The organism is Streptomyces sp. NPDC056503 (assembly GCF_042794995.1).
GTDB lineage: Bacteria > Actinomycetota > Actinomycetes > Streptomycetales > Streptomycetaceae > Streptomyces.
Map to the genome: position 1 here is coordinate 1 of NZ_JBHTST010000171.1, position 15,395 is coordinate 15,395.

Genomic DNA, 15,395 nt, shown 5'->3' on the forward strand with positions numbered 1-15,395 from the left:
GCACCCCAGACCGTTCGTCTGGACGAAGACCGCCGACGAGATCCTCGACAAAGTCGCCGCCTACTGCCGACGAATCTCTGACTCAGGTCACTAGGAAGCGGACCGGCACGGATGCGAGCCCCGGCGGAGGACCGTACTCCGCCGGGGCTCGCATCGGTTCGGGGGCCGGCCCGTCAGGCGAACCGGGCGATCGGGTTGGTCAGGTCGCCGACGAGCTGGAGGGCGCCCGAGGGGTCCGCGAGGTCGACCATCTGCTTGTTGTTGCGCAGCTGGAGGCGGTTGAGCGCGGAGAGGGCGAAGGTCTCGGCGAACATGTCGTACTGCGCGAAGCGGTCCGCCAGTTCGGGCTTCGACTCCTGGTAGCCCTTCACGGACTCCGCGACCGTCCGCCAGAAGACGTCCTCGTCGACGACGCCCTCCGCCGCCAGGGTCGCCCCCAGGAAGCGGAAGAAGCAGTCGAAGACGTCGGTGAAGACCGAGAGCAGCTTCATGGACTCCGGGACCTCGGCGCGGACCCGCTCCACCGCCGGCGGGAGGACCGCGTCCGGGTCCATCACGCAGATCTCCTCGGCGATGTCCTTGAAGATCGCCCGGTCGACCGCGCCGCGCTCGTCCAGGACCAGGATCACGTTCTCGCCGTGCGGCATGTAGACCAGGTCGTAGGCGTAGAAGCAGTGCAGGACCGGGAGGAGGTACGCGTCGAGGTAGGCGCGCAGCCAGACCTCCGGCTCCAGCCCGGACTCCTTGACCAGCGCGCCCGCGAAGGACGCGCCCGCGTGGTCGACGTGGAGCAGGGACGCCATGGTCGCGAGCCGCTCGCCCTCGGCCAGCCGCTCCACCGGGGACTCCCGCCACAGCGCGGCGAGCATCTTGCGGTACGGCGAGTAGCGGTCCGTCGCGGCCTCGTACTCCAGGTGCCGGTAGCCGACCGCCGCCCGCTCGCGGATGATCGAGAAGCGGGCCGCCTTGAGGACCGAGTCCGACTCGATCAGCTGGGCCAGCCAGTCGTTGATGGCCGGCGTCGCCTCCATGTAGGCCGCCGAGAGGCCCCGCATGAAGCCCATGTTGAGGACCGAGAGCGCGGTCTTCACGTAGTGCTTGGCCGGGTCGGCGGTGTTGAAGAAGGTACGGATCGACTGCTGCGCCAGATAGGCGTCCTCGCCCTCGCCGAGGTACACCAGGCGCTGCTGCGCCACCTCGGCGGCGAAGGTCACCGACAGCTTGTTCCACCACTGCCAGGGGTGGGCCGGCATGAGGAGGTAGTCGGCGAGGTCCAGGCCGAGGCCGGCGAGGACGCCGGCGAAGCGGTCCACGGCCGCGTCACCGAGCTCGGCGCGGATGAAGGCGTCGTACTCGATGCCCGCGCCGGCGGTGAAGGCGGCCCGGTCGCGGCGGGCGGCCAGCCACACCAGGTGGATCGGGCTCGCCGCCTCGGGGGCGTAGGCGCGGTACTCGTCGACGCCGAAGCCGAGGCGGCCGTTGTTGGCGACGAAGCAGGGGTGGCCCTCGGTCATCCCCGTCTCGATGGCCTGGAAGTCCGCGCGGGCCAGCTCGGCGGCGGGCACCTGCGGCTTGGTCGACTTGTAGGCGGTGCCGGCCAGGGTGGAGGAGATCTCCTCCAGGTAGACCGGCAGGACCTCGTCGCTCAGCCCCAGCGCGCCGCGCAGCTCGGTGATGAACTGAAGGGCGTCGAGGGGGAGCTGCTCGTCGCCCCGGTGCCGGCTGATCGACTCCGGGTAGACCTGCCAGTGGTCGAGGGCGAAGCGGTCCGCCGTGAAGCGGTACTCGGTGGCGCCGTCGTCGCTGAGCACCCGGTAGCGGGACTCGCCCAGCTCCTGCGGGTGGAGCAGCCGCTCGTGGGCGAACTCGGCGAGGCCCTTGCGGATCAGCGCGCGGTTGGCGGCGGCCCAGCGACCGGGGGTGAGGTGGGAGACGGGGTTCATATGCTCGCTCCGACGGCGGTCTCGAACTGGGCGCGGGTGCAGAAGCTCAGCAGGGCTTCCTTCTCCGGCTTCCGGATCGCGCGCTCGGGCACGAAGCCGACGGCCTCGTTGAGCGCGTGCACGGCCTTGTTGCGGACGTCGGGCTCGACGACCACGCGGACGGTCGCCGGGTCGGCGAACAGCTCCCGCATCACGGCGGTGATCACCGTGCGGGTGAAGCCGTGCACCGGGGTGTCGGTCGGGGCGACGAGGAAGTGCATGCCGACGTCGCCCGGCTGCGGCTCGTAGAGCCCGACGAGCTCGACCCGGGCGGGGTCGTACCGCTCCATGAGGAAGGCGGGCTCGCCGTCGACGAGGCCGATGAAGGCGTCGTGGTGCGGGTGGGCGGCGATCTCCATGTAGGCGCGCTCCACGTCCTGGAGCTTCGCGTCCTGCATCATCCAGAAGGCGGCCTTGGGGTGGGTGACCCAGGGGTGGATCAGCTCCGCGTCCTTGAGGGGATCGAGCGGGCGGATCTCGACGGTGGGGGCGGTCATACGCTGAACTCCTGGAACGCGATGGTCTTCTCGACGGGGTAGTACTCGGACCCCAGCATCTCCCCGATGATGTAGGCGTTGCGGTACGCCCCCATGCCCAGGTCGGGCGAGGTGATCGAGTGGGTGTGGACACCGGCGTTCTGGAGGAAGACCTCGCGCCCGGTCGTGTCGACCGCGTAGTTGCGGGCGACGTCGAAGCGGCCCTGCCCGTCGAAGCGCAGCCGGTCCTTCAGCGGCTCCAGGAAGGCGGGGACGGCGTACTTGTAGCCGGTCGCGAGGATCAGGCCCTCGGTCTCGATCTCGTACTCCTTCTCCTGCTCCTCCTGGCGGAAGCCGAGGGTGTACGTGCCCGTCGTCTCGTCGTACGAGGCGGTGCCCAGCGCGGAGTTGGTGAGCAGGCGGGTGGGGACCGGTCCGGCGAAGTTCTTCTGGTAGAGCAGGTCGAAGATGGCGTCGATGAGGTCGCCGTTGATGCCCTTGAAGAGGCCCTTCTGCTGGGACTCCAGGCGGTAGCGGGTCTTCTCGGGGAGCGCGTGGAAGTAGTCCACGTACTCGGGGGAGGTCATCTCCAGGGTGAGCTTGGTGTACTCCAGCGGGAAGAAGCGCGGGGAGCGGGTCACCCAGTTGAGCTGGTAGCCGTGGACGTCGATCTCCGAGAGGAGGTCGTGGTAGATCTCGGCGGCGGACTGGCCGCTGCCGACGATCGTGATCGACTTCTTGCGCTGGAGCGCTTCCTTGTTCGGCACGTAGCGCGAGTTGTGGATCAGGTCGCCGCCGAGCTCGCGGCAGGAGTCGGGGAGGTACGGCGGGGTGCCGGTGCCGAGGACGATCCGGCGGGCCAGGAACGTTTCTCCGGCCTCGGTGGTGACGACGTACACCTGCCCGGCCTCGTCGTAGGAGACGGCGGAGACGGTGGTGGAGAAGCGGATCGAGGTGACCTTGTTCGCCGCCCACTGGCAGTAGTCGTTGTACTCGGCGCGCAGCGGGTAGAAGTTCTCGCGGATGTAGAACGAGTACAGCCGGCCCTTCTCCTTCAGGTAGTTGAGGAAGGAGTACGGCGAGGTCGGGTCGGCGAGGGTGACCAGGTCCGACATGAACGGCGTCTGGAGGTGCGCGCCTTCGAGGAACATCCCCGAGTGCCACTCGAAGTCCGGCTTGGACTCCAGGAAGAGGCCGTCCAGCTCGGCGATGGGTTCGGTCAGGCAGGCGAGGCCCAGGTTGAAGGGACCGAGCCCGATGCCGATGAAGTCGTGGATCCCGGCGTTCTCAGGCGTGGACAAGGTTCTCTCCCAGGTACTGCTCGGCGTGGCCGGCGATCAGATCGAGGACGGCGGCGATGTCGGACACCGTGGTCTCGGGGTTGAGCAAGGTGAACTTGAGGTACTGGCGGCCGTCGACCTTGGTGCCGGCGACGACGGCCTCGCCCGAGGCGAAGAGCGCCTTGCGGGCGTAGAGGTTGGCGCGGTCGATCTCGGCGGGCGAGGTGACGGCCTCGGGGACGTAGCGGTAGACGAGGGTGGACAGCTGCGGCTCCACGACGACGTCGTAACGCGGGTCGGCGGCGAGCAGGTCGTGGCCGGCGGCGGCCAGGTCGCAGACCTCGTCGAAGAGTTCGCCGACGCCGTCCGCGCCCATGACCCGCAGGGTCATCCACAGCTTGAGGGCGTCGAAGCGGCGGGTGGTCTGGAGCGACTTGTCCACCTGGTTGGGGATCTGCTCGGCGACCGTGCGGCGCGGGTTGAGGTAGTCCGCGTGGTAGGTGGCGTGGCGCAGCGCGGAGCGGTCCCGGACCAGCACGGCGGAGGAACTCACGGGCTGGAAGAAGGACTTGTGGTAGTCGACGGTGACCGAGTCGGCGCGCTCGATGCCGTCGAGGAGGTGGCGGCGCTTGAGCGAGGCGAGCAGCCCGCAGCCGTAGGCCGCGTCGACGTGCATCCAGGCGCCGTACTCCTCGGCGAGGGCGGCGATCTCGGGCAGCGGGTCGATGGAGCCGAAGTCGGTGGTGCCGGCGGTGGCGACGATGGCCATCGGGACGAGGCCCTCGGCGCGGCAGGTCTCCAGCTCGGCGGCGAGGACGACGGACTGCATCCGCTTGTTCCGGTCGACCGGGATGGAGATGACGGCGTCGCGGCCGAGGCCGAGGAGGGTGGCCGACTTCTGGACGGAGAAGTGGCTGCACTCGGAGGAGAAGATCCGCAGCTTCGACAGGTCGGCGGTGCCGGCCTCCTCGCGGGCGAGCAGCAGTGCCTGGAGGTTGGACTGGGTGCCGCCGCTGGTGAAGATGCCGTCGGCCAGGGGGCCGAGGCCGATGCGGGCGGCGGTCCAGTCGATGAGCTTGCGCTCGATGAGGGTGCCGCCGGCGGACTGGTCCCAGGTGTCGAGGGAGGAGTTGACGGCCGAGAGGACGGCCTCGCCGAGGACCGCGGGGATGACGACCGGGCAGTTGAGGTGGCCCAGGTAGCGGGGGTGGTGGAAGTAGACCGCGTCGCGGAGGTAGACGTCCTCCAGCTCGTCGAGGGCGGCGGAGGCGTCACCGAGGGGACGGTCGAGGTCCACGGCGTCGATCACGGGCGCCAGTTCGGCGGGGGTGATACCGGTGAACGGGCCGCGCGTCGTGGCGAGTTTCCTCGCCACCCGCTCGACTCCTTCGGTGACGGAGCGTCGGTAGCTCTCCGCCGTCGTGTCGTTGAGCAGGTGCGAACGCATGTGGGGGCCCTTCCGGGACGAGGGACGCGGTATACGCAGCCGTGGGTGCTTAAGTAAGGTTAGCCTAACCTAATTTAATACGACAACGGCCCCCCATCCCGTGAAGGTTGAGGGGCCGTGAGGTAAATGGCCGAATTGTTACGCCAGGGCGCCGGACTCGTCCCGCTCCGCGTCCTGCGTCGTCTCGTCCGGCACCTCGCGCAGGGCGTCCTCCGACAGCCCCTTGCGCCAGTAGCCCACGAACGTCACCCGGCGCCGGTCGAGCCCGCGCTCGCGCACGAAGTGCCGCCGCAGCGCCTTCACCGCGCCGGACTCGCCCGCGATCCACACGTACGGCGACTCCCCGGGCAGCTCCGCGCCCGCGATCGCCTCCAGGCCGGAGGGCGCGCCCTCCTCCCGGACGAGCCAGGTGACGGTGGCGTCGGCCTCCGTCGCGAGCTCCGACCGGTCGCCGGAGTACGGCACTTCGAGGAAGACCCGGGCGCGGGTCTCGGCCGGCAGCCACTCCAGGATGGCGGAGGCGGCCGGCAGCGCCGTCTCGTCCGCCCAGATGAGCACCGAGTCGGCACCCTCCGGCAGCCGGAAGCGGACGGCGGTGTTGTCGGCGACCGCCGGGCCGAGCACGACCACCCGGTCGCCCGGCTTGGCGTGCTGCGCCCAGCGGCAGGCGGGTCCGCCGTCCTCGTGGACGGCGAAGTCGATGTCGACTTCCCGGGGTTCGGCGCGCTGCTCGCGGACGGTGTACGAGCGCATCACGGCCCGGACGTCGTCGGGCATGGCCCGCCAGGCGCCGAGGATCGCGTACATGTCCGGGTCGTCCAGCGGCGGCAGGACGGGCGCCTCCTGGCCGGGGTGCGGCAGGAAGAGGGAGAGCGACTGGTCGCGGCCTCCGGCGGCGAAGCCCTTCAGCTCCTCACCGGTCACCCCGGTGAAGGTGACGCGCACCAGCGACGGGCCGAGCCGCCGCGTCCGGTCGACCTGGAGGGAGAAGAACTGGAACGGGGCGGTCTCGGCGGTCGTCATCGGGTCAGGACACCTTCTTCGCGTTCTCCAGGGCGGTGGCCAGGTCCTCCAGGAGCGGGGCGCACTTGGCGTAGGAGTAGACGGGCTCGGTCACGCGCGGGAAGACCTGGCCGGCCTTGACGGCGGGCAGCGCGGCCCAGGTCGGCTTGGCCTTCAGCTGCTCCGGCTGGAGGGTGCCGGTGCGGTTGTCGAGGAGGATGACGTCGGCCTTGTAGGCGTCGACGTTCTCCCAGCTGAGGAGCTCGAACCAGCCGGACGGGTCCAGCTTCGTCGGGGTGACGATGTTGAGGCCCAGCTCCTGGAAGAAGAGCGTGTCGGTCGGGCGGACCGGGGTGGAGACGTAGAAGGTGTCGGGCGCGCCGGAGCCGATCAGGACCTTGATGTCCTTCTTGCCCTGGGCGACCTTGCGCAGGCGCTCGGCGGCCGCCTCGAAACGGGCCTTGTCCTTCTTGACCTGCTCGCTCTGCACGTCGGCGCCGAGGGAGGCGGCCAGGTCGGCGTGGCGCTGGAGGACGGACGGCATCGACTTGCCGGCGGCCCACAGGGCGACGCTCGGCGCGATCTTCAGGATCTTGTCCTTCTGCTCCTCCGGCACGTACCAGAGGGCGTCCTTCTCCCACATGTCGGTGATGAGGACCTCGGGCTGGAGCTTGAGGTACTCCTCGATGTTGAACTCGCCCCAGACGTTGCCGATGACCTTCACCTTGGCGATGTCGAGGTCGCCGGCCTGGACGTCGGGCTTCTTCGCCTTGGTCTTCGGGTCCTCGACGTACGTCGGGCCGAAGACGCCGGTGACCTCGACGCCGAAGTCCTTGAGGGCGGCGGCGGTGCCGGTGAAGGCGACGATGTTCTTCGGGGTCGCCTTGGCCTTCACGGTCTGACCGCGGTCGTCCTTGAACTCCCAGGAACCGGACTTGGCGGAGGAAGAGGGGCTCGCGTCCTTCTTCTTGTCGCCGTCGCCACAGGCGGCGAGCACGGCGCCGAGCCCGAGGGCGCCGCCCGCGGCGAGGATGCCGCGGCGGGTGAGGGAGGTGGCTCGGGCGTTGCTGGGCATGGCGAGGTCGCTTTCGGTACGTGCCGGGGTCGGCCTGGGCAAGTCGAGGGTAGGTTAGCCTAACCTCACAGCGATCAACAGAGGTGGGGTCCCGAGGGCTGCGTCACATCGCGGTCACGCCCCGTTCGGGCTACCGCGCCGGCCACGGCACCTCCGGCGACCGGTACCAGCCGATCCCCAACGCCTCGAAGCGGTGCGCCTGTTCGGCGAGGCGCACCTTGTACGTGTCCCAGTCGCGGCCGCCCGCCGGGGACCAGCCGAGTTCCGCCAGGCCCGGGAGACGGGGAAAGGCCATGAGGTCGAGCTCCTCGGGCGTGGCCAGCGTCTCGGTCCACAGCGGGGCCTCCACGCCCCGGACGGCCGACTCGGGGACGCCGGGGAGGTAGGTGCCCGGGTCCCACTCGTACGACCTGCGGACGGAGACGGTGCCGGCCCAGCGGAGGCCGAGCGGGGTGTCGTCGGCGTACTTCATGTCGAGGTAGGCGCGGTCGGCGGGCGAGACGACGATCCCGGCGCCCGCCTTCGCCGCCTCCGCGACCTTCTCCTTCTCCTCCGCCGTGGTGCGGTCCAGGCCCCAGTACTGGATCAGGGCGCCGGGGGCGGGGGTCGCGTCGCCCGTGAGCTGGTGCCAGGCCATGACCTTCTTGCCGTGCTTCGCGACGAGCGGCTGGATGCGGGTCATCAGCGCGCGGTAGTCCGCCGCGGTCGTGGACTCGGCCTCGTCGCCGCCGATGTGGAGGTGGCGCCCCGGGGTGAGGGCGGCCACTTCGCGCAGGACGTCCTCGACGAAGGCGTACGTGGCCTCCCCGTCGGCGCAGACGGTGGAGAAGCCGACCTCGATGCCGGTGTGGGGCTCCGGGGCCTTCCCGTCGCAGCCCAGCTCCGGGTAGGAGACGAGGGCCGCGTTGGTGTGGCCGGGGAGGTCGATCTCGGGGACGACCTCGATGTGGCGGGCGGCCGCGTAGCGGACGAGCTCGCGGTACTGCTCCTTCGTGTAGAAGCCGCCGGGGCCGCCGCCGACCTCCGTGGCCGCCCCGACCCCGGTGAGCCTCGGGCGGGAGGCGATCGCGATGCGCCAGCCCTGGTCGTCGGTGAGGTGGAGGTGGAGGGTGTTGAGCTTGTAGAGGGCGATGCGGTCGACGTACGCCTTCACCTCGTCGACCGTGAAGAAGTGGCGGGCGACGTCGAGCATCGCGCCGCGGTACGGGAAGCGCGGGACGTCCGTGACGGTGCCCCCGGCGATCCTCCAGGCGCGGTGCTGGACGGTGGGGCGCTCGATGGCGGCGGGAAGCTGCTGACGGACGGTCTGGACGCCGCGGAAGAGGCCGGCCGGGGTGCGGGCGGTGAGGGTGAGGCGGGTGGGGGCGGAGCGGAGCTCGTACCCCTCGTCACCGAGGGCGGTGGCCGCCGGGTCGAGGCGGAGGACCAGGTCCGCGGACGGGTCGGTGACGACCGGGAGGCGGAAGCCGGTGGCGGGGCGGAGGCGGGCGGCGAGCTGCTCGGCGACGGGCCGGACGCCCGGGTGGCCCGACACGCCGATGCGGGTGGCGGCCGTCAGGGCGTACGGGGCACCCCCGGGCTCCACGGAGGAGGGGAGCGGGACGATCCGGCCCAGCGGGCGGAGCTCCGGCTCGGCGGCGGGGAGGGCCGGGCCCGGGCCGGAGGCGCCCGGGCCCGCCTCCGTGCAGCCGAGCGCGGCGGCCAGCAGCAGGAGGACGGATGCGAACAGACGCCGTCTCACGGCGGCCCCCTTCGGCGGGTGACGGTGACGGGTGACGAGTGACGAGTGACGGGTCACCATGCGTACCGGCGCTCGCACGGGCGGTCAAGGTCTGGACCAATACCCGCCCCCAAGCCGGTGATCATGCGGTCCCTGCCCGATTTCGGGCAGGATTCTTGCGATAACCCGGACTCAGCCTTCAATATTCATGGGTGCTCGAACGCCGCCCGTCCCATGACGACCTCATCGACCATCTGGTCCGGAGCACCGCGCTCCAGCGTGGTGAGGCCGCCCGGGTGGTGCTCGACGTGCTGGCGTACTTCGACGAGACGACCGAGGAGTTCGTCCGCCGCCGCCACCGTGAGCTGCAGTCCGGCGGAGCGGTGAACGCGGAGATCTTCGAACGGATCTCCGCCGAACTGCCGCACCGGGCCGTCGCGCCACCGGAGCTCTCGCTCCGGCAGCTGCGCCGGATCGTCTACGGCTAGTCCGGCCGTCTCGTCCAGGCCCGGCCACCGGGCCCGGGCAGTACCACCATCACCTACCGGAGGGGTTTCCTTTATGTGCGGAATTGTCGGTTACATCGGTAAGCGCGACGTGGCGCCGCTGCTCCTGGAGGGCCTGGCCCGCCTGGAGTACCGCGGTTACGACTCCGCCGGTCTCGTCATCAACAGCCCGAAGAGCGCGGCGCTGAAGATGGTCAAGGCCAAGGGCCGGGTCCGTGACCTGGAGGCCCGCGTCCCCAAGCGCTTCACCGGCACCACCGGCATCGCGCACACCCGCTGGGCCACCCACGGCGCCCCGAGCGACCACAACTCGCACCCGCACCTGGACCCCGAGAACAAGGTCGCGGTCGTCCACAACGGCATCGTCGACAACGCCCAGGAGCTCCGCGCCAAGCTGGAGGCCGACGGCGTCGTCTTCGCCTCCGAGACGGACACCGAGGTCATCACCCACCTCATCGCCCGCTCCCAGGCCGAGTCCCTGGAGGACAAGGTCCGCGACGCGCTCAAGGTCATCGAGGGCACCTACGGCATCGCCGTGATGCACGCCGACTTCAACGACCGCATCGTCGTCGCCCGCAACGGCTCGCCGGTCATCCTCGGCATCGGCGAGAAGGAGATGCTGGTCGCCTCCGACGTGGCCGCGCTCATCGCCCACACCCGCCAGGTCGTCACCCTCGACGACGGCGAGATGGCCACCCTCAAGGCCGACGACTTCCGCACCTACACGGTCACGGGCGCCTCCACCACGGCGACCCCCGAGACCGTCGAGTGGGAGGCCGCCTCCTACGACATGGGCGGCCACGACACGTACATGCACAAGGAGATCTCCGAGCAGCCCGACGCGGTCGACCGCGTGCTGCGCGGCCGGATCGACGACCGCTTCTCCACCGTGCACCTCGGCGGCCTCAACCTCGACCCGCGCGAGGCCCGCACCATCCGCCGCATCAAGATCCTCGGCTGCGGCACCTCGTACCACGCCGGCCTGATCGGCGCCTCCCTCATCGAGGGCATGGCCCGCATCCCGGCCGACGCCGAGCCGGCCTCCGAGTTCCGCTACCGCAACCCGGTCGTGGACCCCGACACGCTGTACATCGCCGTCTCCCAGTCCGGCGAGACCTACGACGTGCTCGCCGCCGTCCAGGAGCTCAAGCGCAAGGGCGCCCGCGTCCTCGGCGTGGTCAACGTGGTCGGCTCCGCCATCGCCCGCGAGGCCGACGGCGGCGTCTACGTCCACGCCGGCCCCGAGGTCTGCGTCGTCTCCACCAAGTGCTTCACCAACACGGTGGTCGCCTTCGCGCTCCTCGCCCTGCACCTCGGCCGCATCCGCGACCTGTCCGTCACCGACGGCAAGCGGATCATCGAGGGCCTGCGCAAGCTGCCCGCGCAGATCGAGGAGATCCTCAAGACCGAGGACGAGATCAAGAGGATCGCCGCCGAGTACGCGGGCGCCCAGTCGATGATGTTCATCGGCCGCGTCCGGGGCTACCCGGTCGCCCTGGAGGCCTCCCTCAAGCTGAAGGAGATCTCCTACATCCACGCCGAGGCCTACCCGGCCTCCGAGCTGAAGCACGGCCCGCTGGCCCTCATCGAGCCCGCCCTGCCGACGGTCGCGATCGTCCCCGACGACGACCTGCTGGAGAAGAACCGCGCCGCCCTGGAGGAGATCAAGGCCCGCAGCGGCCGCATCCTCGCGGTCGCGCACCAGCCGCAGGCGAAGGCCGACCACACCATCGTGGTCCCCAAGAACGAGGACGAGCTCGACCCGATCCTCATGGGCATCCCGCTCCAGCTCTTCGCCTACCACACCGCCCTCGCCATGGGCCGCGACATCGACAAGCCGCGCAACCTGGCCAAGTCCGTCACGGTCGAGTAGTCGCCCGGCGGGACCTGTCACCCGCCGAGCGCGCCACGGCCCCGGGCCTGTCCCCCGGAGCCGTACGCCGGGCCTGTCCCCCGGCGGAGCCGACCGGACACGAAGAACGGCCCCCACGCTTCCCAGGAGCGTGCGGGGCCGTTCTGCTTTCGTCGGGGCGCGGTTCGCCTCCGGGCGCCTCGGCCGGGCTCACGGCACCGGCGCGCCCTTCGGCTCACCCGCCGCCCCCGGGGGCTACGCCGCCGCCGTGCTGCCGCTGCCCGCGCGGCCCAGGGCCGTCGGCCAGCCGGCCACCGCCGCCGTGGCGCCGTACCAGGCGGCGAGGCCCGCCAGCGCGGCCACCCATCCGCCCACCTTGCCGAGGCCCTCGCTGCCCGCCAGCGCGGCGATGCCCGAGAGCAGCAGCGCGAGGAACAGGAGGCCGTACACGCCCTGCCCGAAGACCCCGCCGCCCTTGGCGGCCAGCGTCAGCGTGAGCGCCAGGAGCGCCCACAGGAGCAGGAAGAGTCCGGCCGCGTCCGCCGAGCCGCCGCCGCCGACTCCGGTCCCCCAGGTGAACCAGAAGGCGCCGAGCGCCGCGAAGGCCGTGCCGTCGCCGGTGCTGCCCGCGCGCAGGGCGAGCAGGCCGACCAGGAAGAGCGCCACGCCGCCGACCCAGGTGGCGAGGCCCGCGGCATCGGCTGCCGCGACGTTGTCGATCACACCGGTGCCGCCCAGGCCGAAGGCCAGGAGGGTCAGACCGAGTGCGAGGTTTCCGAGAGTGGAGCTGCCGTTCCCCGACGCGACGTCCTTGTTCACGTGGGGCTCCCTTCGAACGAGCGGTGATGCCGCGTGAGCTGCTGTGTTCCGGTGCTCTTTAGCTACCCTTCACAAGCGCACAAATCACCTGAGGCAGGCGGAAATTATCGCCCGGGGAAGGGAGTTGAGGATGAGTCAGGTGTGACGATCCGGGCCTGGAAGGCATGACGGACCGGCCCGGGAGACGTGACGGACCGGGTCGGAGAGGCGTGGCGGACCGGGCCGGAGAGGCATGGCGGACCGGGTCAGGGAGGCGTGACGATCCCGAGCGGGGCGTGACGATCCCGGTCGGGAAGGCGTTACGGGATGACGATCACGGGGCGCCGCGCGCGCCGCGCGAGCCGCCCGGCCACCGAGCCGAAGATCCGCCCGACGATCCCGTGCGTCGAGCCGACCACGATCGCGTCGGCCGAGTACTCGCGGCCGACCTCCTCCAGCTCGTGGCAGATGTCCCCGCCCCGCTCCACCAGGATCCACGGCACCTCGGAGAGGTGGTCCGCGCAGGCCAGCTCCAGGCCCAGCACCTCGGTGCGGTGGTCCGGGACGTCGACGAAGACCGGCGGCTCGCAGCCCGCCCACACGGTGGTGGGGAGCCGGTTCGCGACGTGCACGATGATCAGGCCGGAGCCGGAGCGCCGGGCCATGCCGATGGCGTACGCCAGGGCGCGCTCACTGGACGTGGAGCCGTCGAAGCCGACGACCACCCCGTGCCGGAAGGCCGGGTCGCAGGCGTGGCGTGGCTGTTCCACCGCGAGGGGGTCGACCGTGGAGTCGGCGACGCGCTTGCGGTCCGCGGGTTCGGGGAATTCGTGACCGGCCATCGGTGTCTCGGCTAGGGAAGTCCTCGTGGGAAGGGACGGTGGAGGGAGCGGAACAACGGGTGGCGGCGGAGCTGTGTCCGGGAATCATCTTCCCAAGCCCATACCCCCAAGGGTACGGCGACACTCCTCTCCTGCCCAGAGCCCGCCGTGCCACACCCGGCGTGCCGACCGCTGGTGCGCGCCTCGGCGCGCGCGGTGCCCTCCGGAGAATGCACGAAGGGTTCGCCATCTGGCAATGCCGGATGTGCCCTACAACCGTCCCCCGGCGACGGGACCGAGAGCCGAACGGGCGTCGCTCAGAGTGACCGGAACGTTCCGTTCCTCGTTGCCCACAGGTCCGGATCACCGCCGCTGGGAGGCTGCCCGTGCCCGCACCGTCCACCCCCGCATCCGCCGCGTCCGTCCCGTCCGCCCGCCCCGCCCGCTCCCGCCGCCGCGCCCGGGTACCGGGCCCCGCGGCGCCCGCCGCCCCGGAGACGGGCGGACCGGCGGGGTCCGCGGCGGGGGGCGGGACGGGCCCGGGAGCGGTCGGCGGAGTGCTCGCGGACCCGGCCGGCGACGTGGTCCGCTGGGCGGTCTTCTGCTGCGCCCTCGTGCCGCTCGTGCTCGTCGCCTTCGGCACCTCGCTGGGCGGGGCCGGCGGGACCGCCCTCGGGCTCGTCTCCGTCACGGCCGCGTGCCGGCTGCTGCTGTGCCGGGCGGAGCGAGGGCTCCGCACCGAGGGCGCCGCGGGCGCCGGGAGCCGCCACCGGGGCTGAGCGGACGCTCGCGGACCCCGTGGAGTTGACAGGTTCGCACAGCCGATCCCATATGTTTTCAGCCAACTTGAAGTTCCCGGCGCGTCCTTGCCGAAACGGTACGCCAGCCCCTGCCCGCTCCCCCTCGAAAGCCCTGCCCCGCAGGGCCGCACCCCCCGCACACGGCCACTTCACCGGGTCCGGGCCCCTCCCGGGGGCCCTCCGGGCGATCACCCGCCCATCGATCGCTTCACGCCAAGTGGCCTTGTCGACAATCTGCCGGATCGCGAACTTGTCACGCCGGCGGCACGGGACGCAGTAGATTCGATCATGGGTACCGACGACTGGGGTCTCGTGCAAAACCGAGGGGAAACGTGGCACAGCGACACGACCAGGGAGACGCGAACACCGAGGGGGGCTTAGCACCATGAGCCAGGACTCCGCCGCACCGGAGGTCGCACGGAAGCTGTCCGGGCGCCGCCGTCGCGAAGTCGTCGCGGTGCTGCTGTTCAGCGGCGGCCCCATCTTCGAGAGCTCCATCCCGCTCTCCGTGTTCGGCATCGACCGGCAGGACGCCGGCGTGCCGCGCTACCGGCTGCTCGTCTGCGCGGGAGAGGAGGGCCCCCTGCGGACCACGGGCGGGCTCGAACTCACCGCGCCGTACGGCCTGGAGGCGATCGGCCGCGCCGGGACGGTCGTCGTACCGGCCTGGCGCTCGATCACCTCGCCGCCGCCGCCGGAAGCGCTCGAAGCCCTCCGCAGGGCACACGAGGAGGGGGCCAGGATCGTCGGCCTGTGCACGGGGGCGTTCGTCCTCGCGGCGGCCGGCCTGCTCGACGGCCGCCCGGCGACCACGCACTGGATGTACGCGCCGACGCTCGCCAAGCGCTACCCGTCGGTCCACGTGGACCCGCGGGAGCTCTTCGTCGACGACGGGGACGTGCTGACCTCCGCCGGCACCGCGGCCGGAATCGATCTGTGTCTGCACATAGTGCGGACCGACCACGGCACCGAGGCCGCGGGCGCGCTGGCGCGCCGGCTGGTCGTCCCGCCGCGGCGCAGTGGCGGTCAGGAGCGCTACCTCGACAGGTCTTTACCAGAGGAGATCGGCTCCGACCCGCTCGCCGAGGTCGTGGCCTGGGCGCTGGAGCACCTCCACGAGCAGTTCGACGTGGAGACCCTGGCCGCCCGCGCGTACATGTCACGGCGGACCTTCGACCGCCGCTTCCGCTCGCTGACCGGCTCCGCGCCGCTCCAGTGGCTGATCACCCAGCGGGTGCTCCAGGCGCAGCGGCTCCTGGAGACCTCGGACTACTCGGTGGACGAGGTCGCGGGACGCTGCGGCTTCCGCTCGCCGGTGGCGCTGCGCGGCCACTTCCGGCGGCAGCTCGGCTCCTCGCCGGCGGCCTACCGGGCGGCGTACCGGGCCAGGCGGCCCCAGGGCGAGCCTCCGACGGCCGTCCTGGAGTCGGCGGTGCCCGCGCAGGCGGTGGCCGGAATCCGTCGCCCCGGGTCTCCGCTGGAGCACGGCAAGCCGCCGGGCGACGCCTACACGCCGGGCCGGGCCGCACTGCCGGGCCAGCGCAGCGCGCCGTGACGGCGACGCCCGCTTAGCGGCGCCGCCACGAGCGGCGCGACGCGGTACCGACGGGCGCCCGGGGACACCTCCCCCGGGCGG

General features: G+C 71.5%; 13 protein-coding genes. 4 read left to right on the plus strand and 9 right to left on the minus strand.

Translation table 11 applies throughout. The features are described from left to right. Nucleotides 1-173: 173 nt before the first annotated feature. The 7 genes from ACFQ8C_RS33250 to ACFQ8C_RS33280 form a co-directional block, all read right to left on the minus strand. Nucleotides 174-1,943 carry an IucA/IucC family protein gene (locus ACFQ8C_RS33250; RefSeq protein ID WP_383465071.1) on the minus strand — a complete coding sequence of 590 codons (1,770 nt, stop codon included), beginning with the start codon at nucleotides 1,941-1,943 and terminating at the stop codon, nucleotides 174-176. Next, complete coding sequence (locus tag ACFQ8C_RS33255; protein ID WP_383465073.1) at nucleotides 1,940-2,479, minus strand: GNAT family N-acetyltransferase; 540 nt, start codon at nucleotides 2,477-2,479, stop codon at nucleotides 1,940-1,942. Before ACFQ8C_RS33255 ends, ACFQ8C_RS33250 begins: the two co-directional genes overlap by 4 nt. Beyond that, nucleotides 2,476-3,759 (minus strand): lysine N(6)-hydroxylase/L-ornithine N(5)-oxygenase family protein, encoded by a 1,284-nt coding sequence (locus tag ACFQ8C_RS33260; protein WP_383465075.1) that lies wholly within the window; start codon nucleotides 3,757-3,759, stop codon nucleotides 2,476-2,478. The genes ACFQ8C_RS33255 and ACFQ8C_RS33260 overlap by 4 nt, the downstream gene beginning before the upstream one ends. Then, on the minus strand, nucleotides 3,746-5,185 hold the full coding sequence (locus tag ACFQ8C_RS33265; protein WP_383465077.1) for a pyridoxal phosphate-dependent decarboxylase family protein: 1,440 nt from the start codon (nucleotides 5,183-5,185) through the stop codon (nucleotides 3,746-3,748). The genes ACFQ8C_RS33260 and ACFQ8C_RS33265 overlap by 14 nt, the downstream gene beginning before the upstream one ends. A 138-nt stretch (nucleotides 5,186-5,323) precedes the next feature. Beyond that, entirely contained in the window at nucleotides 5,324-6,208 is an 885-nt protein-coding gene (locus ACFQ8C_RS33270; protein WP_383465079.1) for a siderophore-interacting protein, read from the minus strand. Between the two features lie 4 nt (nucleotides 6,209-6,212). Further along, nucleotides 6,213-7,262, minus strand: coding sequence for an ABC transporter substrate-binding protein (locus ACFQ8C_RS33275; protein WP_383465080.1), 1,050 nt, complete (start codon nucleotides 7,260-7,262; stop codon nucleotides 6,213-6,215). 130 nt (nucleotides 7,263-7,392) lie between these two features. After that, on the minus strand, nucleotides 7,393-9,063 hold the full coding sequence (locus ACFQ8C_RS33280; RefSeq protein ID WP_383465082.1) for a beta-N-acetylhexosaminidase: 1,671 nt from the start codon (nucleotides 9,061-9,063) through the stop codon (nucleotides 7,393-7,395). Nucleotides 9,064-9,194: 131 nt separating this feature from the next. On the opposite strand from ACFQ8C_RS33280, the gene ACFQ8C_RS33285 reads away from it, so the two are divergent. Together ACFQ8C_RS33285 and glmS are read left to right on the plus strand one after the other, a co-directional pair. Continuing rightward, nucleotides 9,195-9,470, plus strand: coding sequence for a hypothetical protein (locus tag ACFQ8C_RS33285; protein WP_030324756.1), 276 nt, complete (start codon nucleotides 9,195-9,197; stop codon nucleotides 9,468-9,470). Nucleotides 9,471-9,543: 73 nt separating this feature from the next. Next, nucleotides 9,544-11,361 carry a glutamine--fructose-6-phosphate transaminase (isomerizing) gene (glmS, locus tag ACFQ8C_RS33290; protein ID WP_383465084.1) on the plus strand — a complete coding sequence of 606 codons (1,818 nt, stop codon included), beginning with the start codon at nucleotides 9,544-9,546 and terminating at the stop codon, nucleotides 11,359-11,361. Between the two features lie 234 nt (nucleotides 11,362-11,595). On the opposite strand, the gene ACFQ8C_RS33295 is transcribed toward glmS, so the two are convergent. Further along, the gene (locus ACFQ8C_RS33295) at nucleotides 11,596-12,159 is read right to left on the minus strand and encodes a GPR1/FUN34/YaaH family transporter (RefSeq protein ID WP_383465086.1); all 564 of its coding nucleotides are present in this window, start codon (nucleotides 12,157-12,159) and stop codon (nucleotides 11,596-11,598) included. A 299-nt stretch (nucleotides 12,160-12,458) separates the two neighbouring features. Further along, a complete protein-coding gene (locus ACFQ8C_RS33300; protein ID WP_030750021.1) occupies nucleotides 12,459-12,980 on the minus strand; it encodes a universal stress protein in 522 nt (173 codons plus the stop codon). A 365-nt stretch (nucleotides 12,981-13,345) separates the two neighbouring features. Here ACFQ8C_RS33300 and ACFQ8C_RS33305 point away from each other — a divergent pair, with 365 nt between their 5' ends. Both ACFQ8C_RS33305 and ACFQ8C_RS33310 read left to right on the plus strand, forming a co-directional pair. Continuing rightward, complete coding sequence (locus ACFQ8C_RS33305; protein WP_383465088.1) at nucleotides 13,346-13,738, plus strand: hypothetical protein; 393 nt, start codon at nucleotides 13,346-13,348, stop codon at nucleotides 13,736-13,738. A 406-nt stretch (nucleotides 13,739-14,144) separates the two neighbouring features. Continuing rightward, nucleotides 14,145-15,314 (plus strand): helix-turn-helix domain-containing protein, encoded by a 1,170-nt coding sequence (locus tag ACFQ8C_RS33310; RefSeq protein WP_383465090.1) that lies wholly within the window; start codon nucleotides 14,145-14,147, stop codon nucleotides 15,312-15,314. Nucleotides 15,315-15,395 lie beyond the last annotated feature (81 nt).

Coding starts and splice junctions, on each gene's coding strand:
- ACFQ8C_RS33250 (WP_383465071.1), bottom strand. CDS start 1,943: ATGAACCCCGTCTCCCACCTCACCCCCGGTCGCTGGGCCGCCGCCAAC.
- ACFQ8C_RS33255 (WP_383465073.1), bottom strand. CDS start 2,479: ATGACCGCCCCCACCGTCGAGATCCGCCCGCTCGATCCCCTCAAGGAC.
- ACFQ8C_RS33265 (WP_383465077.1), bottom strand. CDS start 5,185: ATGCGTTCGCACCTGCTCAACGACACGACGGCGGAGAGCTACCGACGC.
- ACFQ8C_RS33270 (WP_383465079.1), bottom strand. CDS start 6,208: ATGACGACCGCCGAGACCGCCCCGTTCCAGTTCTTCTCCCTCCAGGTC.
- ACFQ8C_RS33275 (WP_383465080.1), bottom strand. CDS start 7,262: ATGCCCAGCAACGCCCGAGCCACCTCCCTCACCCGCCGCGGCATCCTC.
- ACFQ8C_RS33280 (WP_383465082.1), bottom strand. CDS start 9,063: ATGGTGACCCGTCACTCGTCACTCGTCACCCGTCACCGTCACCCGCCG.
- glmS (WP_383465084.1), top strand. CDS start 9,544: ATGTGCGGAATTGTCGGTTACATCGGTAAGCGCGACGTGGCGCCGCTG.
- ACFQ8C_RS33300 (WP_030750021.1), bottom strand. CDS start 12,980: ATGGCCGGTCACGAATTCCCCGAACCCGCGGACCGCAAGCGCGTCGCC.
- ACFQ8C_RS33310 (WP_383465090.1), top strand. CDS start 14,145: ATGAGCCAGGACTCCGCCGCACCGGAGGTCGCACGGAAGCTGTCCGGG.